Annotated in this window: 20 protein-coding genes; 7 read left to right on the forward strand and 13 right to left on the reverse strand. The window is 65.9% G+C overall.

The window, feature by feature from the left end; genetic code table 11:
• Positions 1 to 75: 75 nt before the first annotated feature.
• Positions 76 to 1,407, forward strand: a complete 1,332-nt coding sequence (locus CDI09_RS05950; protein ID WP_110571215.1) for a chloride channel protein — start codon at positions 76 to 78, stop codon at positions 1,405 to 1,407.
• A gap of 79 nt (positions 1,408 to 1,486) precedes the next feature.
• On the opposite strand, the gene CDI09_RS05955 is transcribed toward CDI09_RS05950, so the two are convergent.
• From CDI09_RS05955 to CDI09_RS05995, 9 genes are all read right to left on the reverse strand, one after another.
• Positions 1,487 to 2,524: a glycosyltransferase gene (locus CDI09_RS05955; protein WP_078526334.1), complete on the reverse strand. Its 1,038-nt coding sequence runs from the start codon at positions 2,522 to 2,524 to the stop codon at positions 1,487 to 1,489.
• 24 nt (positions 2,525 to 2,548) lie between these two features.
• Entirely contained in the window at positions 2,549 to 3,610 is a 1,062-nt protein-coding gene (locus CDI09_RS05960; protein WP_078526332.1) for a WD40 repeat domain-containing protein, read from the reverse strand.
• Positions 3,607 to 4,608: a CobW family GTP-binding protein gene (locus tag CDI09_RS05965; RefSeq protein WP_078526330.1), complete on the reverse strand. Its 1,002-nt coding sequence runs from the start codon at positions 4,606 to 4,608 to the stop codon at positions 3,607 to 3,609. Before CDI09_RS05965 ends, CDI09_RS05960 begins: the two co-directional genes overlap by 4 nt.
• 101 nt (positions 4,609 to 4,709) lie before the next feature.
• A complete protein-coding gene (locus CDI09_RS05970) occupies positions 4,710 to 5,807 on the reverse strand; it encodes a glycosyltransferase family 4 protein (RefSeq protein ID WP_078528020.1) in 1,098 nt (365 codons plus the stop codon).
• Positions 5,808 to 5,821: 14 nt separating this feature from the next.
• Entirely contained in the window at positions 5,822 to 6,490 is a 669-nt protein-coding gene (locus tag CDI09_RS05975) for a glutathione S-transferase family protein (protein WP_078528018.1), read from the reverse strand.
• Positions 6,490 to 7,587: a tRNA 2-thiouridine(34) synthase MnmA gene (gene mnmA, locus CDI09_RS05980; RefSeq protein WP_078526328.1), complete on the reverse strand. Its 1,098-nt coding sequence runs from the start codon at positions 7,585 to 7,587 to the stop codon at positions 6,490 to 6,492. Before mnmA ends, CDI09_RS05975 begins: the two co-directional genes overlap by 1 nt.
• A 125-nt stretch (positions 7,588 to 7,712) precedes the next feature.
• Positions 7,713 to 8,027 (reverse strand): ferredoxin family 2Fe-2S iron-sulfur cluster binding protein, encoded by a 315-nt coding sequence (locus CDI09_RS05985; RefSeq protein ID WP_061273819.1) that lies wholly within the window; start codon positions 8,025 to 8,027, stop codon positions 7,713 to 7,715.
• A gap of 30 nt (positions 8,028 to 8,057) precedes the next feature.
• Positions 8,058 to 9,239, reverse strand: a complete 1,182-nt coding sequence (locus tag CDI09_RS05990) for a cysteine desulfurase family protein (protein WP_078526326.1) — start codon at positions 9,237 to 9,239, stop codon at positions 8,058 to 8,060.
• A complete protein-coding gene (locus CDI09_RS05995) occupies positions 9,236 to 10,369 on the reverse strand; it encodes a cysteine desulfurase family protein (protein WP_078526324.1) in 1,134 nt (377 codons plus the stop codon). Before CDI09_RS05995 ends, CDI09_RS05990 begins: the two co-directional genes overlap by 4 nt.
• Before the next feature lie 585 nt (positions 10,370 to 10,954).
• Between CDI09_RS05995 and CDI09_RS06000 the strand changes: the two genes are divergently transcribed.
• The 4 genes from CDI09_RS06000 (at position 10,955) to CDI09_RS17550 (ending at position 13,795) form a co-directional block, all read left to right on the forward strand.
• A complete protein-coding gene (locus CDI09_RS06000) occupies positions 10,955 to 11,620 on the forward strand; it encodes an alpha/beta hydrolase (protein ID WP_078526322.1) in 666 nt (221 codons plus the stop codon).
• A 112-nt stretch (positions 11,621 to 11,732) separates the two neighbouring features.
• Positions 11,733 to 12,977 (forward strand): tyrosine--tRNA ligase, encoded by a 1,245-nt coding sequence (tyrS, locus tag CDI09_RS06005; RefSeq protein WP_236944684.1) that lies wholly within the window; start codon positions 11,733 to 11,735, stop codon positions 12,975 to 12,977.
• A 78-nt stretch (positions 12,978 to 13,055) separates the two neighbouring features.
• The gene (locus CDI09_RS06010; RefSeq protein ID WP_078528017.1) at positions 13,056 to 13,478 is read left to right on the forward strand and encodes a DUF4186 domain-containing protein; all 423 of its coding nucleotides are present in this window, start codon (positions 13,056 to 13,058) and stop codon (positions 13,476 to 13,478) included.
• Between the two features lie 8 nt (positions 13,479 to 13,486).
• Positions 13,487 to 13,795 carry a hypothetical protein gene (locus tag CDI09_RS17550; protein ID WP_146220810.1) on the forward strand — a complete coding sequence of 103 codons (309 nt, stop codon included), beginning with the start codon at positions 13,487 to 13,489 and terminating at the stop codon, positions 13,793 to 13,795.
• On the opposite strand, the gene CDI09_RS06015 is transcribed toward CDI09_RS17550, so the two are convergent.
• The gene (locus tag CDI09_RS06015; RefSeq protein WP_078526318.1) at positions 13,764 to 14,096 is read right to left on the reverse strand and encodes a Rieske (2Fe-2S) protein; all 333 of its coding nucleotides are present in this window, start codon (positions 14,094 to 14,096) and stop codon (positions 13,764 to 13,766) included. The genes CDI09_RS17550 and CDI09_RS06015 overlap by 32 nt on opposite strands.
• Positions 14,097 to 14,220: 124 nt before the next feature.
• On the opposite strand from CDI09_RS06015, the gene CDI09_RS06020 reads away from it, so the two are divergent.
• Both CDI09_RS06020 and CDI09_RS06025 read left to right on the forward strand, forming a co-directional pair.
• The gene (locus CDI09_RS06020) at positions 14,221 to 15,468 is read left to right on the forward strand and encodes an aminopeptidase (protein ID WP_078526316.1); all 1,248 of its coding nucleotides are present in this window, start codon (positions 14,221 to 14,223) and stop codon (positions 15,466 to 15,468) included.
• A complete protein-coding gene (locus tag CDI09_RS06025; RefSeq protein ID WP_078526314.1) occupies positions 15,465 to 16,010 on the forward strand; it encodes a hypothetical protein in 546 nt (181 codons plus the stop codon). Before CDI09_RS06020 ends, CDI09_RS06025 begins: the two co-directional genes overlap by 4 nt.
• A gap of 98 nt (positions 16,011 to 16,108) precedes the next feature.
• On the opposite strand, the gene CDI09_RS06030 is transcribed toward CDI09_RS06025, so the two are convergent.
• The 3 genes from CDI09_RS06030 to rpe are packed head-to-tail and all read right to left on the reverse strand — an operon-like array spanning position 16,109 to position 19,633.
• Complete coding sequence (locus CDI09_RS06030; RefSeq protein WP_078526312.1) at positions 16,109 to 17,230, reverse strand: glycosyltransferase family 4 protein; 1,122 nt, start codon at positions 17,228 to 17,230, stop codon at positions 16,109 to 16,111.
• Positions 17,227 to 18,918, reverse strand: a complete 1,692-nt coding sequence (locus CDI09_RS06035) for a heparinase II/III family protein (RefSeq protein WP_078526310.1) — start codon at positions 18,916 to 18,918, stop codon at positions 17,227 to 17,229. The genes CDI09_RS06030 and CDI09_RS06035 overlap by 4 nt, the downstream gene beginning before the upstream one ends.
• 37 nt (positions 18,919 to 18,955) lie before the next feature.
• Positions 18,956 to 19,633: a ribulose-phosphate 3-epimerase gene (gene rpe / locus CDI09_RS06040; RefSeq protein ID WP_078526308.1), complete on the reverse strand. Its 678-nt coding sequence runs from the start codon at positions 19,631 to 19,633 to the stop codon at positions 18,956 to 18,958.
• Positions 19,634 to 19,676 lie beyond the last annotated feature (43 nt).

Raw genomic sequence — 19,676 nt, forward strand, 5'->3', positions numbered from 1 at the left:
ACCCGCTTCAGGGCTGTTGCTGAAAGTACGTTACCGGGCATGCGAACCGACCTTACCGAGATACGCCGGAAACATATGCGCCATCTGCGCCGTTCCGCGCGGATCACCACCGAGCAGTGGCGGCGCAAGATCGCGTGCTGGGCTGCCGCCGTGGTAGTGGGCGTGGTGGCGGTGGGCTTTGCCCTGGCCGCTGATGCCGCGGCAAGCCTGCGCACGCACATCATCGCGTTCAACCCGTGGCTGATGCTTGTGCTGACGCCGGGCGGGCTTGCGCTTTCAACGTGGCTGACGCGCACCTGGTTTCGTGGCGCGCAGGGCAGCGGCATACCGCAGACCATTGCAACACTGCACCTTGAAAATTTCGCCATTGTCGACCGGCTGCTGTCGCTGCGGGTGGCGGCGGGCAAGATCGTGCTGACCTCGCTCGGGCTGGTGGCGGGCGCGTCCATCGGGCGCGAGGGGCCGAGCGTGCAGATTGGTGCCGCCATCATGCATGCGTGCGGGCGGTGGCTCAACCTGTCCACCATCAGCATGCGACGCGGACTGATCCTGGCAGGCGGCGCCTCGGGGGTGTCCGCCGCGTTCAACACGCCGCTGGCGGGCATCGTGTTCGCCATTGAGGAACTCAGCCATTCCTTTGAGCAGCGCACCAGCGGCACCATGCTCACCGGCGTGATCCTGTCGGGTGTGACGGCCATCGCCCTTGTGGGCAATTACAGCTATTTCGGCCATACGGATGTGGTCGTGCCCATTGGCATCAGCTGGATCGCGGTGCCAACCTGCGGCATTCTGGGCGGCATTGGCGGGGGCGTGTTCTCGGCCATTCTCATCCGCGCAACGCGTGGCCTGCCCGGCGGGCTGGGGCGCTTCGCCAAGGGGCGCCCGGTCGCCTTTGCCGCCGTGTGCGGGCTGCTGCTGGCCATACTGGGCATTGCCTCGGGCGGGATCACCTATGGCACCGGCTATTATCAGGCGCATGAAATCATTGACGGGCGCACACATTATCCCGCCTCGTTCTTCATCCTCAAATTCATCGCCACCATCATTTCCTACTGTTCGGGCATTCCGGGGGGGCTGTTTGCGCCGTCGCTGGCCATCGGGGCAGGGTTTGGCGGATGGGTGGCGCAGTTCCTGCCGCACACCACGCCAGGTGCCGTGGTGCTGCTGGGCACGGTGGCCTATTTCTCGGCCGTGGTGCAGTCACCGCTGACGGCCTCGGTCATTGTCATGGAAATGTGTGATAACCAGCAGGTCACGCTGGCCCTGCTGGCCACGTCGTTCCTGGCCTATGGCGTGTCGCGCATGATCTGTTCGCAGCCGCTCTATGCAGCCCTCGCCGAGGCGTTTCTTGATGGCATGGCCTCTGCGCCCAAGCCCCCGCCTGCGGCAAAAACTGCCGTAAAATAAGAAAAATTTTTGGTGAAGCTCTTTTCATAAAGCTTCGACAGATGCCGCCTTTTTGAAAAAAGGCGGCACCCAAAAACTTTTATCCGTTTTTTGCCTGAAGCACCCGCTTATAAAAAGCCAGCCACTGGCTGGTGACGGCCTGCGCCGTAAAGCCTGCCTCATAATCACGCGTGCCACCTGCCACAATACGCGCGGCAAGGGCCGGGTCATCAATCACCGCGCGAATGGCCGTGGCAAGCGCCGGGGCATCATCAATCGGCACCAGCATGCCGTTTTCACCGTTGCTGATATGGGCGCGTGGCCCATCTGCCGCGCAGGCGACAAGCGGCACGCCTGCCGACCAGGCATCGAGAATCACGGTGCCAAACGGTTCGTAGCGCGAAGGCAGCACGCACAGGTCAGCCGCCGCCAGCAAGGCGCCCCGGTCCGACCGCCAGCCCAGAAAATGCACCCGCTCCGCCACCCCCAGCCTTGTAGCCTGTGCGCCCAGGGCCGCGCGCAGCTCGCCCTCGCCCGCCAGCCACACATGGCAGCGCGGCAGGGCGGGCAGTGCATCCAGCAGGGTTTCCAGCCCCTTGGCGGGGTGCAGGCGCGAGAGCACCAGCAGCACCGGGGCATCGGGCGGCGTATCAAGCGCCTGCCGCGAGACTGGCGGCTGTGGTGTTACGGAAGGAAACGTGGGGATATAGGCCACCCGATCGGCTGGCGCACCACGTGCAACCATGGAGGCGGCCATATCCGCCGTGCAGCCCACAAACCAGTCACAATGCGCAAACGGGCGCAGGTCCTTGTAATTGCCAAACCAGCCAATCACCGGCACCCCGGTGCCCGCAGGCACGATCTCGGCCGCGCGGCGCAGCCAGCAATGAATGAGGTCGGGCCTGATGCGCCCGATCAGCCGGCGCAATGCATGGCGGGCCGCAGGGCGGAACGGCAGGCGCAGCGGGCCAGTGTCCACGTCCATCCCCGCCGCCCGCATGGCGGGCACACGGGGGGCTGCGGGGTGCATGACCATGCTCTGTTCAAGCCCTGCCTCATGCAGGCTGCACATGACATCGGTCGCATAAAGCTCCGCCCCGCCATTGCCTTTCGCGGCCATGACATGCAGCACCCGCATGCGTTTTTCCGCCCCCTTGCTGCTTTATTTGGCCGACAGGTCGATCACGGCGGCCCGGCCATCTTCCGTGCCGAAGGCCAGCGCGCAGCCATCGGGGCTGAAGGCGAGCGCGGTTACGGCCCCCTCACCCGCCATGCTGACCGGCAGCAGGCGCTGGGCATTGGTATCGACCATCAGCACCGCGCCATCGGCAAACCCCGCGGCCACGATGTCATGCACGGGATGGCAGGCGACACGGGTGCACATGACACCGGGAATGCCACCAGCCTCCATCGGGGGCTTGCCCATCGGGCCGCCACCAAAGAACGGCCACATCACGATGGTGTCCGCCCCGCTGGTCACCAGCCACTTGCCATTGCGCGTAAAGGCCATGGACTGCACCTTGGAGGGGTAGCCGCTCATGCGCATGTTGTGCCCGTCGGACAGGCGCCAGCCATGCAGTTCCGATTCCTGCATGGAGGTAACCAGCGCCTCACCCGCAGGGTGGATGGCGATGCCGATATGGCTGCCCTTCCATTCAAGCTGGCGCGGCGTGTCCACCTTGGCCTGCACGAACCACATGGATGCGCCGTTGTAGTGCGAGGCCGCGATGCGCTTGCCCTTGGCGTCAAACACGATGCCGCTGACGGTGGAGGGGTGCTCGAGCACCTTGAGCGTGTCGCGGCCCTGCGCATCACGCAGTTCGACCTGCTTGCCGGATGCAAAGGCGATCACGCCGCCTTTGTCATTCGCCCAGGTGGTGATGTGCTCGATCCAGCGGCGGCCTTTTGCCAGTTCGCTCACGCTGCCATCAGCAGCGATACGGCGCAGGCTGTTATCGTCACCGCCGGTCAGGAAGCCGGTGGGGGCGGCATCGGGGGCGATGGACAGCACCGCGCCGTCATGCACGGTCTGCACATCCCACGCATCCGAGCGGCCCCAGTCGGCACGGCTGGCGACCATCACGTCGCCCTCACCGGTGGCGAAGGCGACCTGCTGGCTGTCACGCGCAATGGCGCAACCGGTAATCTGGCCTTCAAGCTGGCGCTGCGCGCCCCGGCGTTCAAGCAGCGAGGGGGGCATGGTGTCGTTCATGGTGCCGCTCATTTCGCACGGCAGCTTTCAAAGCCGCGACGCAGTTGCGGGCGGTTGAGGTTGCGGCCAATAAAGACAAGGCGCGAGACATGCGGCTCGTCCTTCTTCCACGGGCCGATAAAGCCGCCATCAGCCATCATGTGCACCGCCTGGAAGGCGAAGCGCTGGTTCTCGCCCGCATAGTTCAGGATACCCTTGGCACGCAGGATATCCGCGCCCTGCTCCTGCAGCACGGCCCCGATCCAGGCCTGGAACCTGGCGGCGTCGAGCGGTTCTTCCACTTCAAACGACATCGACGTGACATCGGCCTCGTGCGAGTGGCTGGTGTCTTCGAGGAAGTTGGGAGCATGCTCGAGCGCGCGCTGGAGGTCAAAGCCGCCCTGGTCGAGCACGTCGGATAACGGCACGTCACCACGCTGTGCGCGGTGGATGCGGCACACGGCATTGATGGAGCGGATGCGCTTTTCAATCGCCTCAAGCCCGGCTTCATCCACAAGGTCAACCTTGTTGAGGATGATGACATCGGCAAAGGCGATCTGGTTCACCGCCTCCGGGCTTTCGTCGAGCGTCTGGAGCACGTTGTAGGCATCGACCACGGTCACCACCGCATCGAGCCGGGTCTTGCCGCGCACGTCTTCATCGACAAAGAAGGTCTGGGCCACGGGGGCGGGATCGGCGAGGCCGGTGGTTTCGACGATGATGCCATCGAATTTGGCGCGGCGTTTCATGAGGTTGCCGAGGATGCGGATCAGGTCGCCGCGCACGGTGCAGCAGATGCAGCCGTTATTCATCTCGAACACTTCCTCGTCGGCATCGACCACGAGATCGTTGTCCACGCCGAGTTCGCCAAACTCGTTGACCACAACCGCGTATTTGCGGCCGTGCTCGGCGGTGAGGATATGGTTGAGCAGCGTGGTCTTGCCTGCGCCGAGAAAGCCCGTCAGCACCGTAACCGGCACGAGGGCGTTCGCAGCTTTGGCGTCAGGTACGGCCTGAACGGTATCGGACATGGAACCTCCAGTGTTTGGGCATGAGCCTTGTGTGCCCAGATATAGGACGGCGCGCAGTCCTGTCCCATACCCGCGCGGCATAAAAACACAAAAACGCGGCGTCAGGCGCGGCGGCGGCGCAGGGCTTCGGCCCGCATATGGGCGCGGCACGCACGCGCATGCTCCACGCCAAAGCGCAGCGCCTGCGCGCGGCCCCGCGCGGCAAGGTCCGCCCGCAGGGCCGGCCCGTCCATCAGCCGGGCGATGGCCTGTGCCAGTTCCGGCGTAGGCAGGGGCGGGCAGAGCAGGCCGCCATCACCCACCACCTCCGGCAGGCCGCCGGTGGGGGCAGCCACAAGGGCCGCACCCGCCGCCATGGCCTCGAGGGCTGCAAGGCCAAAGGGCTCGGGCCAGCGGCTGGGCACCACCACGATGGCCGCCCGCGCCATGGCCGCCAGCACATCCGCATGGGGCCGGTAGCCCTCAATCCCGATGCCTGCCGCCTGCGCGCGGGGCAGCAGTTCCGCCATGAAAGGCGTTACCGGCGCATCGGCGCGGAACCGGTCGGCCCCGATCATGTCAAAGCGCCAGTGCGGGTAAGCCGGAGCCAGCCGGGCGCAGGCCGCAACAAACAGGTCGGCCCCCTTGGTTGCCACCATGCGCCCGGCGAACATGACCTGTGGCGCGCGATCCTGCATGGGTGGCACAGTGGCGGGAATGGCCACCCCGTTGGGCGAGACGCCAACCCACTGCCCATCCGTGACGGGCACCCCCTCCATGAAGCGCCCGCGCACCCAGCCGGACACGCAGGCCACGTTCATCCACCGCAGCAGGGCCGCGCGGCGGCCAGGCGTCTCGGCGCCACGCATGCCCTGCGGGTCGTTATGCAGCACCAGCAGCACATGCTGGCCGGGGCGGCTGCGGGCGATATGCAGCGCGGTATCGGGGCGGTTATGCACCTCGACCACCGCAGGGGCGATATCATGCACGATGCGCAGCACCGCAGCGGCATAACGGTGGCTGCGGCTGCCCGGCGGCCACAGGCCGGAGCGCACCGCGCGGTATTCATGCCCGGGCAGCAGCGTGGGGCCTGCCACCGGCGCGCCGATGATGACATCATTGGGGCCAGCAAGGGCCGCGACCTGCAGGCCAATCGCGCCCACGGCCCCGGCACTGAAGCCTTCACGCGCGGGCAGCACCACCGCCACGCGCCACGGCAGGGTCTGCACGGGGCTCAGGCGATACCCTCAAAACGTGCCTGCTGCCACTGCTTTGGCTCCTGTGCTGCAAGCTGGTACCACTCTTCCATGAGCGGATGCGCGCGCACGGCGGTCATGTAGGCCCGTGATTCCGGCGAGGGATTGACCCCATAGGACAGGAAGCGCGAGACGATGGGCGCAAACATGGCATCCGCCATGCCGAATTTTTCTCCGAACAGGAAACTGCCACTCTTGCCGAAATCCAGCCGCGCCTCGGTCCAGATCGCATCAATCCGCGCAATATCGGCGTCGATATCCGCCGTGGTGCCCGCAGCCAGCGGCCGGTTTTCGCGCCCGGTATTCATGGGCATGGCGGCGCGTACGGCGCGAAAGCCTGCGTGCATCTCGGCGGCGATGCTGCGGGCATAGGCGCGCGCGCGGGCATCTGCGGGCCAAAGACCGGGGGCCTGCTCGGCGCAGTATTCACACAGCGCCAGACTCTCCCACACGGCAACCCCGTCATGTTCAAGATAAGGCACCTTGCCATTGGGCGAGATGGTGCGGATGGCGGGCGTCTCGCCATTATCGGCCAGCGGGATCACCTGCTCGCGCACGTCAAGCCCGGCCAGGCGCACCGCAAGCCACCCGCGCAGCGACCATGATGAATACCGCCGCGTGCCTATGACCAGAATACTGTCGTTCATCATGCCGCCTTCCCTTCACCTTCGGTCTCGACCCGGCGGATGAACCCGCCACCGAGCACCCGGCTGCCCTCATACATCACGCAGGCCTGCCCCGGCGCGGGCACGGCCCCCTCGTCAAGCACCACGCGCGCACCGCCATCAGGCAGCGCCCACACGGTGGCGGCACGGACCGCCTCGCGCGCGCGGATCTGCACCGCGCAGCGCAGGCCCTGTGGCCCCGGCTGCGGCACCAGCCAGTTCATGTTGCGCAGCACCAGCGTGCGGGCCACGGCATGGGCGCGCGGGCCGATCACCACGCGCCTGCGGGCAGGTTCGATGCCCACCACCATCTGGCGCTCGCCCGCCAGCATGGCGGCATTGCCCAGCCGTTTGCTCTGGCCCACGGTGTAGCGGCTCACGCCTTCATGCTGGCCCACCACGTGGCCGGACTGGTCCACGATCTCGCCCGCGCCGGTGATGTCGGGGCGCAGCTTTTCCACCAGGGCGGCGTAGGAGCCATCGGTTACGAAGCACAGGTCCTGGCTGTCGGGCTTGGCGGCCACGGCAAGGCCAAAGCGCTCGGCCTCGGCGCGAACAGTGGCCTTGTCCGGCATGTCGCCCAGCGGAAAGCGCAGGAAATCAAGCTGGTCGCGCGTGGTGGCGAACAGGAACCATGACTGGTCGCGCCCTTCATCAACGGGGCGGTGCATCTCCACGCCATCGGGGCCTTCCACCCGGCGCACGTAATGCCCGGTGGCCATGGCATCGACCCCAAGGTCGCGCGCCATGCCCAGAAGATCGGTGAATTTCACGCCCTGGTTGCACGCAACGCACGGCACCGGGGTCTCGCCTGCGGCATAGGCATTGGCGAAGGTATCGATCACGCTGTCATGAAAGCGGCGTTCGGCGTCGATCACGTAATGGGGGATGCCGAGCCTGTCAGCCACGCGGCGGGCGTCGTGTATGTCGCGCCCGGCACAGCAGGCGCCCTTTTTCTTGCTCTCGCGGGAATCGTAGAGCTGAAGGGTCGCGCCAATGACCTCGTGCCCCTCGGCCACGAGGCGCGCGGCAACGACGGAACTGTCCACCCCGCCAGACATGGCCACAAGAATACGCATGGGCTCGGTTCCACTTTCCCTGAACAGGCAATGCCCGGAGAACTATCAGCCTCCGGGCACCGCACGTCAAACATCGTCTTGCCCGCCCGCGCCATAAATCACGCGGGCGGCCTGGTCCGTCCCGTTCAGGACGTGCTGGGCAGGCGCACCACGAGGCCGTCGAGCGCCTCTGTCATCACGATCTGGCAGCCCAGGCGCGAGGTCTTTTCCAGCCCGAAGGCGAGGTCGAGCATGTCTTCCTCATCCTCGGTCGGCGGTGTCAGCTTGGGTGCCCATTCGGGGTCAACCACCACGTGGCAGGTAGCGCAGGCCAGCGAGCCTTCGCATGCGCCTTCAAGGTCGACACCGTTCTTGTGCGCGATTTCCAGAACCGACAGGCCCAGCGGGGCCGCGACCTCGCGGCGGGTGCCATCACGCTCGATGAATACTATATGAGCCATCTTTTCCATCCTGCCTGTGCGTTGCGCCCGTTACAGTGGCGCAGCGCTGCCTTGCGCGCGGCAATGTGCCACCGCGCGGCACAGGATCGCCGCCGCGCGATCCACTTCGGCGGGTGAGGTATAGCGTCCGACCGCCAGACGCAAGCCTTCCGCCGCCCGCATGGCCTCAAGACCCATTGCGCTGAGCACATAGGATGGCACCACCTCAGCCGAGGAACACGCCGAACCGGTGGACAGGCATAGCTCGGGGGCCGCCGCCAGGAGATCGAGCGCGCGCACCCCCTCGAAGCCCAGATTGAGGTTGGCGGCAAGCCTTGCCTCCATGCCGCCATGCACCCGCAGGCCGGGGCAGCCCGCCGCAAGGGCGGCCAGCATGCGGTCGCGCAGGGCCGCAATGCGGGTACGCTCGGCCGCGCCTTCAAGGCGGGCGATGCGGCATGCGGCACCAAATCCGATAATCAGCGGCGCAGGCAGCGTGCCCGAGCGCAGGCCACGCTCCTGCCCCCCGCCCGAGAACAGGGGGGCAAGGCGCACACGCGGCCTGCGCCGCACGAACAGCGCGCCCACCCCCTTTGGCCCGTACAGCTTGTGCGCCGAGACGGAGGCAAGATCGAGATCCCACGCCCTGACATCAACATCCACCTTGCCCGCCGCCTGTGCGAGATCGCTGTGCAGCAGGCTGCCTGCCGCGCGCACGATGGGGGCCAGCGTTGCAAGGTCGTGCAGCACGCCGGTCTCGTTATTGGCGACCATGATGGAGGTGAGCAGCGTGGGCACCTGCAAGGCCGTGGCCAGCACATCAGGGTCGAGCGTGCCATCGGGCCGCACGGGCAGGATCACGGGCTCGCAGCCCTCGGCCGCCAGATCACGCACCGATTCCAGCACGCATTTGTGCTCGGTCGCCACCGTGATGACCCGCCTGCGCGGATCCCCGCGCGCGATCAGGTGGCGCACGGCCCCCTTGATGGCGAGATTATTGGCCTCGGTCGCCCCCGAGGTGAACACGATCTCACGCGCCTCAGCGCCGAGCAGGGCCGCGACCTCGCCCCGGGCCTGTTCCACCGCCTCATGCGCGGCGCGGCCTGCCGCGTGGTCAAGGCTGTGGGGGTTGGCGAAGCTATGCGCAAACCACGGCATCATTTCCGCCACCACGCGCGGATCGCACGGCGTGGTGGCCTGATAGTCGAGATAGATCAGCTCAGGCCCGGTCATGCAAGCGCTCCGGCCTGTGCGGGCAGGCGGGCCGCCATGGCCGTGTAGGCGTTGATGAAACCCTGCACATCGTCCTCGCGCGCCGACCACGGCAGCGAGACGCGAATGGCGCAGCCCGCATCCGCGCCCAGCCCCATCGCCTCGAGCACATGCGACCGCGCCACCTTGCCCGATGAGCACGCTGATCCGGCAGAAACACCATAGCCCGCCATGTCGAGCGCGATGAGCTGGGTCTGCGCCCGCCGTCCGGGCAGCACAAGGCTGGTGGTATTGGCCAGGCGCGCGGCCCCGGCCCCGCATGCACGGGCTCCTGCCGCCACGGCCGCCGCCTCGATCCGGTCGCGCCAGGCGCCAAGCCGCGCGGCCTGTGCTGTCATGCCCGCAACCGCGCCCCTTGCCGCCGCCGCCATGCCCGCAATGGCCGGGAGCGCGGGCGTGCCGCCGCGCCGCCCCTGCTCCTGCCCGCCACCGGCCAGAAGCGGCGGAATGGCATGAAACCGCCCGCCAGCCAGCAAAAGTGCTCCCGCACCCTTCGGCCCACCAAATTTATGGCCCGAGATGGCCACGCTGTCAGCGCCGAGTTCCTCTATGCCAAAAGCGATGCGCCCTGCCGCCTGCACCGCATCCACATGCAACAGCGCGCCATGGGCGTGGCACAGGTCAGCGATCTCGCGCACGGGGTTGATGACGCCGGTCTCGTTATTGGCCAGCATGGCGCAGACCAGCGCGGGTGGCCCCCCGGCCGCCAGCATGCGCTCAAGGGCCGCGAGGTCGAGCACGCCATCGGCCCGCACGGGAATGGTGGCGGACAGGGTAGCCGCGCGCACGGCATCATGCTCGCTTGCGCCCACAAGCACGCGCCTGCCGCCTGCCTGCCCGGCAATGGCCAGCACATTGGCTTCCGTGCCGCCGGAGGTGAACACGCAGTTCTCGGCCGCTGCGCCAAACAGGGCCGCGATGTCCTCACGCGCGGTCTCGAGCACGGCGCGGGCTTTGCGGCCCGCCCGGTGCACCGAGGCCGGATTGCCCGCCACGAGGGCCGCCTGCGTCATGGCCTCGAGCGCTTCGGGCCGGATGGGCTCGGCGGCATTGGCGTCAAGATATGTAAAACGGTCGCTCAGGGTGCTCATGCTGTCCAGCCATATGGGTTACGCCAAGTCCTTTTGCGACGGGAATTACGATTTATCTGGCATTTTGTGAATCCACACCGCTATAAGGCAGCGCAACATAATATTTATTGCAACGTGTTATGGGTGATGGACACCCCCTTTTCCCATACCGCTGCCTCAATGTCGCCCGCCCGCCATCCGGGCCATGGCAAGGAGAGCGAACCGACACGAGACCCCCGGCGCGCTGGCGGAAAGGAATGTTGCCCACGGCCCGGGCCGTGGCCATATACCGCCATATCTGCCCCCCGCGCAGGGCACGCCTGCCGAAGATGCACTGTTACCCGGTAGGCATAATGCCCATTATTGAGGTGGGTTGGTATATTTCTGGCCTGGTGCCGTCAGGCCGGGTCACTTCTGTTTTCCGTGCTGTAACCACCGGATGAATACAGGCCGTCCGCCTGCATCCGGCACGCGTGGCAGCCGGGAGGCAGCACTTTTTCTCTGCCTGCCGACCTGACGGGGCATCGCCGGTCGGGCAGGCTGTAACAGCAACCGTTCCCGTTGCAATGCCTGGAATGCACGGGGAGATGCAAATGCGGGACACCTATGCCTGAGGTCATGTTTGCCGGCCCTGATGGCCGCCTGGAAGGTCGATACCACCACTCAAGCGCGCCCAACGCGCCGCTTGCCCTGGTGCTCCATCCTCACCCGCTGCATGGCGGTACCATGAACAACCGCATCACCTACGCCATGTACCGCGCGTTCGAGAAGATGGGCTTCTCGGTCATGCGTTACAATTCGCGCGGGGTCGGCCGCTCGCAGGGGCGCTATGATGGTGGCATTGGCGAGATCTCGGATGCCGCCGCCGCCCTTGACTGGATGCAGATGGTCAACCCCAACGCCAGCGGGCTGTGGATCGCGGGCTATTCCTTCGGGGCCTTCGTGGGCATGCAGCTGCTCATGCGCCGCCCCGAGATTACCGGCTGGATCAGCGTGGCGCCCCCCGCCAACTACTATGATTTCGGCTTTCTGGCGCCGTGTCCCTGCGGCGGGCTGATGATCGCGGGCGAGAACGATGAACTCGTGCCCGAGCCCGCCGTGCGCAAGCTTGTCGACAAGCTGAACACCCAGAAGGGCGTAAGCGTGGATTACCGCATCTTCAAGGGGGCCGACCATGTGTTCGCCAATCAGGCCGATCAGGTGGCCGAAGCGCTGGAAGACCACGTGAGCACGGTCATGAACCGCAAGATGCTGGCACTCGCGGCGGACTGATTCACGCCCTGGCTGGTTCCGGGCGGTTTCATCAACGGTCGTGAACATGCTAGAGGCTGGTCCGCGCCGGGGCGGCCCGGCCAGCGACGGACCTTACAGCGCGGAACAGATCATGCCCAAGAGTGAATTCCTCCGGGAAGCCGAAGCACGCGGCTTCATATTCCAGTGCACCGACATGGAGGCGCTCGATACCGCCATGCAGGCCGGACCGGTGGGGGGCTATATCGGGTTCGACCCCACGGCGGACAGCCTGCACGTGGGCAGCCTGATCCAGATCATGATGCTGCGCCTGATGCTCCGCCACGGCCACCGCCCGGTGGCCCTGGTGGGCGGCGGCACCGCGAAGATCGGTGACCCCTCCTTCCGCGAGGAAGCCCGCAAGCTCATGACGGCGGAAACCATCGCCACCAACCTGCGCGGAGTGGAAGCCTGCCTGCGGCAGTTCCTGCCGCTGGGCACCGGCCCCACCGAGCCGCTCCTGACCAATAATGCCGACTGGCTGGACAGGCTCTCCTACATCGACCTGCTGCGTGATGTGGGCATTCATTTTTCCATCAACCGCATGCTTTCGTTCGACTCGGTGCGCTCGCGGCTGGAGCGTGAGCAGGGGCTGACCTTCCTGGAATTCAATTATTCCATTCTCCAGTCCTACGACTTCCGCGAGCTCAACCTCCGTCATGGCGTAACACTCCAGATGGGGGGATCCGACCAGTGGGGCAACATCGTATCGGGCATCGACCTGGTGCGCCGCATGAACGGGGCGCAGGTTTTCGGGCTCACAACGCCACTGCTCACCACAAGTTCCGGCGCCAAGATGGGCAAGACGGCGCAGGGTGCGGTGTGGCTCTCGGCCAAGCGGCTGCCGGTGTTCGATTACTGGCAGTTCTGGCGCAATGTGGAGGATGCGGATGTGGGCCGCTTCCTCAAGCTGTTTACCGAACTGCCCATTGAGGAATGCGACCGCCTGGCCGCCCTTGAGGGGGCCGGGATCAATGAGGCGAAAAAGGTGCTGGCCACCGAGGCCACGGCGCTGTGCCACGGCCGCGCCGCCGCCGAGGAAGCCGCCGAGGCCGCCCGCCGCACCTTTGAGGAAGGCGCCCTGACAGCCGACCTGCCCACCACCTCCGTGCCTGCCGCCGAACTGACCGAAGGCATGCCTGCCTTCCGCCTGTTTGCCGAGGCTGGCCTTGCCAGCACCAACAGCGAGGCCCGCCGCCTGATCCGTGGCGGTGGCGCGCGCGTGAACGGGGTGGTGGTTCAGGATGAGGCGCAGACCATTACCAACGCCGACCTGGTTGAAGGCGCGATCAAGCTCTCGGCAGGGCGCAAGCGCCACGTTCTGGTGCAGCCGGCCTGAGCCATGGCCCGCCGGCCCGCACGCAAGGCAGCCCCGGCGCAACAGGCTGACCTGTTTGCGCCCGCGGCACCACGCCCCATGCCTGCGCCACTGGCCGACCTGTCAGCCCTGCCTCCTGTCGCGCCGGAATTATGGGCGCGGCTGGCCTACTCCAAATTTCGCGCCCGCTTTCACCTTGGGGCAAAGGAGCAGGATTATCTTGCCAGCCGGGGCCTGCCCGCAGTCATGCGCCATGCGGCGGACTTCATTGCCACCCGCCTCGCCCCCGCCCGGCCCGCGCGTGATGGCAGGCAGACGCCATGGCGCGGGCACCCGGTCTTCATTGCCCAGCACGCCACCGGCACCTGCTGCCGGGGCTGTGTTGCCAAATGGCACGCCATGCCTGAAGGGGAAATGCTTGATGCACAGCAGCAGGGCTATCTGCTGGCGGTGATACAGGCATGGCTGAAGCGGGAATCTGCGCCAGAACAGGGTAACGATGAAGCAGAAGCAGTGAAATAAATGGCTGCTTGAACAGACAGGTCCAGTCATGCCGGGAAATTATAAAAGTTTGTGGTGAAGCTCTTTTCAAAAAGCTTCAGAAGATGTCATCTTTAAAAAAAGGCGGCACACAAAAACTTTTCTTATTTTTATCAATGGTTTGTTTTCAAACATTTTATAAGCCAGGCATAGGCAGCCCCAACGCCGCACTCCATGCCGGACAGGCCATGACCCTGTCTGGCGCGGTCATGGTCAATCCACGTAAAATACATGACCCCCTGCCTGCGCCATACGGTGCGTCTGGCATCATATCCGCGCCCAGACTTCATCCCCGCTGATCCAGCTTTCATAGGGTTGCGGCATGGGCCCTGCCGCCTCCATGCGGCCACCGGGGGCGTGCGGGCGGCCATCCGCGCCAAAGGTCCACATATGCAGCGGGCAGACAATGCGGCCATACAGCACATATCCATCAGAAAGCCGGGCATTGCCATGCGGGCAGCGGTCATCGATCACGGCAGGGTGATCGTTCTCCACCATCCACACCACCACGGCCCGGCCATCGCACACCACGCGCTGCGGGGCCTCAAGTGCTGCCGATACGGTGCATAACGCGCGGGAACCCGGTAACGCCTGTTTCATTGAGTGCATGCTCCCGCTGGTTTGCGGTTATCATTTTACGCACCGGGCGTGTGTCGTCTATCCTGCGGGGCACTTTCCGCAGGCCTGCGGCACGCCGCCTGCCTTTTACAGGATATGATTACGCATGGCTCTTTCCCCCCGGCATGAACATCTTCTGGACCGCCTGGCCGAAGTCGCCGTTCGCGTGGGCGTGAATATCGCGCACGGGCAGCAGCTTCTCATCACGGCCCCGCTCGACGCCGTGCCGCTGGTGCGCCGCATTACCGAGCACGCCTACAGGGCAGGCGCTTCACTGGTCACGCCGTTCTATTCCGATGACGTGACAACGCTGGCGCGCTTCCACCATGCGGCGGATGATACGCTCGACACCGCCGCCGACTGGCTGCACGAAGGCATGGCCAGCGCCTACCGCAAGGGGGCGGCGCGCATGGCCATTACCGGGGGCAACCCGGTGCTGCTGGCCAATGAGAATGCCGAGCGCGTCTCACGCATTGGCCGTGCGGCCTCGAAGGCGGGGCGGCCCGCGATGGAGCTCATCACGCGATTCGCCATCAACTGGAACATCGTGGCCTTTGCCACCCCCGCCTGGGCGGCACAGGTCTTTCCCGGCGTGCCGGAGGAGGAAGCCGTCAGCCGCCTGTGGGACGCCATTTTCCAGGCCTCGCGCGTGATGGTGGATGATCCGGTGGCCGAATGGAAAGCCCATAACGCCCACCTGCACAAGCGTGCCACCTGGCTGAACGAAAAGCGCTTCGCCGCCCTGCACTTCACCGGCCCCGACACCGACCTGACCGTGGGCCTGGCCGATGGCCATGCCTGGGCGGGCGGCGCGGAACCCGCAGGCAATGGCATCGTGTGCAACCCCAACATCCCGACTGAGGAAGTATTCACCACACCCCATGCCCGCAAGGTCAGCGGCACGGTGCGCGCCACCAAGCCACTGTTCCACCAGGGCACGCTGATCGATGATATCGCCGTACGCTTTGAAGAGGGGCGTATTGTCGAGGCCCATGCCAGCAGTGGCCTCGATGTGCTCAACCGCATTCTCGACACCGATGAGGGCGCGCGCCGCCTTGGTGAAGTGGCGCTTGTGCCCGCCTCATCCCCCATCTCGGCAAGCGGCATTCTGTTCCGCAACACCCTGTTTGACGAGAATGCGGCCAGCCACATCGCCCTTGGCCAGTCCTACGCCAAGTGCATGCTCGATACCGACAGCCTGACCGAGGCCCATCTGGCCGAGCAGGGTGCCAATACCAGCTTCATCCATATTGACTGGATGATCGGGTCCAGCAAGATCGATGTAGACGCCATCAATCACGATGGCACACGCGAACCCCTGATGAGACAGGGCGAATGGAGCAACCAGCCATGACCGCTTCCTTCCTGCGCCGCACCCTTGCCGCCACCGCCTGCGCACTTGCAGTTGCAGCCGGGCCCGCGGCTCTGGCCCAGCAGCCCATGCAGCAGGGCGCAACGCAGCAGGCGCAGCCAACGCCTGCCCAGCAGGCCGCCATTGCCCGCGACATGAAAACGGTGGCGGAATACAGGCTGCCCAAGGATTTCTTCACCCGCATGATGCCGGTGATCGAGCAGATCCGTCAGTCACGCATCTCTCCGCCAGAAACCCCCAACATGTCGCTTGAAGAGACGATCAAGCGCACCGAGGCCATGCCCGCGCTTCAGCCAATCCTGCAGCATAATGGCATGAGCGCGCGTGAGTTCGTGATGGGCATCACCACCTTTGGCCTGACCAGCGCCGTGATGCAGCACCCTGCCCAGGACAGCAAGAGCATGCCGCCGCTCAACCCCGATAACGTCAAGCTGCTCCAGTCGCATCAGGCCCAGACACAGGCGCTGATCCAGGCCATGGGCGGCAGCGAGGGCGAAGGCCAGCAGTCCGGCGCACCCCAATAAAATATTGAAAAATAACAAAAGTTTTTGGTGAAGCTTTTTTCAAAAAGCGTCAGTCAACGCCGCCTTTTTGAAAAAAGGCGGCACCCAAAAACTTTTAATCAGGTCATTCCGCCCGTGAGCCGTGCCGTGGCACGGGCCATGACGGCCGCCTGCGTGTATCGCGCAAGGGCACGGGTCCGCCCGGCTTCGCCCATGTGTTCGCGCAGAGCGGCATCACCCACCAGCCGCGCAAGGGCGGTGGCGAGTGCCACAGCGTCGCCCGGCGCCACCAGCAGCCCGGTCTCGCCCGCCACGACCTGCTCACGCGGGCCACGAATGGTGGTGGCGACAACCGGCAGGCCACACAGCATGGCCTCGATCACGCTCATCGGCAGCCCCTCGAAATGGCTGGGCAGGGTAAAGATATCCGCCGCCGCCATCAGGGCGGCCACGTCCTCGCGGTAGCCCAGAAAGACCAGCCGCGCCCCCAGCCTTGCGCGGGCGGCGGCAAAACACGCGGTCAGATCCTCCCCCCGGTCGCTCGGCAGGCGTTCGCCCACAATCCACAGCACCGCGTTATCGGGCACGCGCTCCATGGCCGCCAGCAGTTCGGGGTAGCCCTTGGCGCGCACCAGCCTTGATACGGCGAGGATGACCACCTGCCCTTCCCCCACGCCCAGCGCCGCGCGCAGGCGGCCGCGGGCCTGCGGGTCGGGGTGGAAGATGGCCGGATCGCGCCCGTTGCCAATGGCGGTGGCATGGCGGTGGATGCCCAGCCTGCGGGCATCGCGTGCTTCTTCCTCCGATACGGTCAGGTAGATGTCGGTCACGCGCCCGGCCAGCCATTCCAGCACCAGGGCCGCAATCCGTCGCAGGCGCGAGCCGGGCTGGTTGAACAGAAAACCGTGGCAGGTATAGGCAATGCGCGGCACGCCGCACCACCGGGCCGCGAAACGCGCCAGCAGGCCGCTTATGGGCATATGGGCATGCACCATATCGGGTTTTTCCACCCGGATGACACGCACCAGCGCCCGCCATGCCCGCCACTGCGCCAGAGGCGAGAGGGTGCGCGACATGGGCACGCACACCACGCGCAGCCCATCGGCGCGCACCTGCGCCAGCAACGGGCCATCAGCACATATGCCGACAACATCATGCCCTTCGGCACGCAGCGCCTGCGTGAGGGGAAAGAGGAACTGCCGCATCGAGAAATCAACATTCGTGATTTCAAGAATCTTCATGTCAGCAGGAGCAGCTTTTCACGCTTCAGCCCCCAGCGCACCACCTGCCGCACCTTGCCTGGCGGCACATCGCCCAGCGGCGTGCTGCCCTGCGGCGGGGGGGCCGCAGGCTCCACGCCAGCGCCTGCCTCGCCTTCCGGCCTGCTGGCCGCCGGCTCTACCTGCACCACAAGCTGGAACGTGCGACAGGGCACCTGCCCGCCGGAATAGACACTCTCCTCGATCGAGACCACGCCCCCTTCCGCGCGGAAGCGCCAGTGCTGCTCGCCAGCAGTAAGCAGGATGGAGCCATCAAGCGCATCCACGGCTGTTACCGACGGGTGCAGGTGCAGCCGCAGCGCAAAGGCCAGTTCACGCTCGCCTTCCAGCGTTTCCTCGCCGCGCAGGATCTCGCCATCGGCCGCAAGGTAGAGCCTGCGGTAATACGTCGCCCCGGCGGAGGCATGGTAGCCATCATGCGACAGGTTGAGCCAGTGCGCGCCTTCGGCCACCGCATGCTCCACCCCCACATGGGCGGGGCGGCGGCGGACCGTGCCATCCTCGCCAAATTCGGAGGATGACATGCCCTCCACCGTCACGACCGAGTGCGCCGCCGTCTGCCGCAGGGCGTCCTTCCATGCAGGCAGCACGCCGCAATTGACGATCAGACGCTGGCGCGCGCACGAGAACTCGAACGACAGCGTGCCCGCATGCGCATTATGATCGAACGGGGCCGGGGCGGGAATGCCCACATCCACCAGCAGTAGCGAGCGCACGGCCTGCATGCGCACAAACCCGCCATCGGGCATGGCATTGGCCACGACCCGCGTGCGCGTGGCCTGCGACAGCACCATGTCGATCAGCGCGGCGCTGCGCTCATGGCTGCCGTTGAACAGCGCCAGCCCCCCATCGCCATGGCGCATGGCGCGCAGCACCGGGCTCATCTTGTCCAGGGCCAAAGCAACCGAATGCGGCAGCGCATGCTGCACCGCCTGCATCATGGCCCGCATCTCGGCCAGTTCACGCAGAGCGCGCAGTTGCACTTCGGGGCTGCGCTCGATGTGCCAGCCATCGGGCAGGATCTGGCTTTCCACCACGTTGTCGATATAGCGGCGGTAGCGGGTCAGAAAACCGGTATATTCCGGCATGGCCACGGCCACGGCCAGCAGCCCCTTGAGCGCGGTCAGCCCCTGCCAGCCCGGCTGCTCGGGCGGCATGAGGGCGGCGATCATGCGCCCTTCCACCAGAATGCGGGCCATGAGGCGCTGGCGGAACGCATCGCTGGCCGAAGCGGCAAAGAAGTCATAATGCCCCAGCCATGCCGCAACCCGCGAGCCGATCACGCCACATTCAAGCGCCATCGGACTCTGGGAGGGATGATGCAGCCAGTCATCCACCAGCGCGCGTGCTTTGAGCCGCGCGGCATCGGTGCCCACGGCGCGCAGGTCGCGCAGCCAGCGGAAACTGAGCAGCCCTTCACGGAAGGCAGGCTCGAATTCAGGCGCATCCCACTGCCCCGGCCCCACGGGGTGGGTGTAGCCCGCCCAAGTCAGGCTGCCCCGCGCCATGCGCGCCCCAGCGGTGGAATTGCCCGGCCACAGGTCGCGCACGTTATGAACGGGGGCGGCAGGCAGGTACCTGCCATCACCAAACAGGGGAAGGCGTGCCAGCGAGACGCGCAGGCCGCGCGTGAAGCGGGTCAGTGCCATAGGCACCCACCAACGCGATGGATCGGCAAGCCCCGCCTCACGCCGGGCTATGCGCCCCGCTGCGCAAGGCCTTGATGGCTTCGCCATAATCGGGCTGCCCATAGACGGACGTGCCCGCAATCAGCACATCGGCGCCTGCTCCAACAGCCAGCGGGGCGGTAGCGGCGGTGATGCCACCATCAACGCCAATGCGGATATCACGCCCGGTGGCATCGGCCATGCGGCGCAGGGTTTCGATCTTGCGGAGCTGGCTGGTCAGGAACTTCTGGCCGCCAAAGCCGGGGTTGACGGTCATGACAAGGATCATGTCCACCAGGTCCAGCACCTCGCCCACCGCCTCGGGCGGGGTGGCGGGGCAGATGGCAACGCCCGGCTTGACCCCATGGTCGCGCACGTGCTGCAGCGAGCGGTGCGTGTGTGGCCCCGCCTCGACATGCAGATGGATATGATCGGCCCCCGCCGCGGCGAAGGCTTCGATATAGGGATCGACCGGCGCGATCATGAGATGCACGTCAAACGCGAGTTTTGATTTGGGGCGCAGCGCCTTGATGAGCTGCGGCCCCATGGAGAGGTTGGGCACGAAATGCCCGTCCATCACATCCAGATGCAGCCAGTCGGCGCCAGCGGTTTCAACCGCCGCGACTTCATCCGCCGCGCGTGAGAAATCGGCCGCCAGCAGGCTCGGCGCGATAAGGGGGGTGTTCAGAGCAGCCATGCCTGTTTTTTAACAGCAATCCCTGCCCGACGCCAACCTTTCA

Origin of the sequence: Komagataeibacter nataicola (assembly GCF_003207795.1) — a bacterium.
GTDB lineage: Bacteria > Pseudomonadota > Alphaproteobacteria > Acetobacterales > Acetobacteraceae > Komagataeibacter > Komagataeibacter nataicola.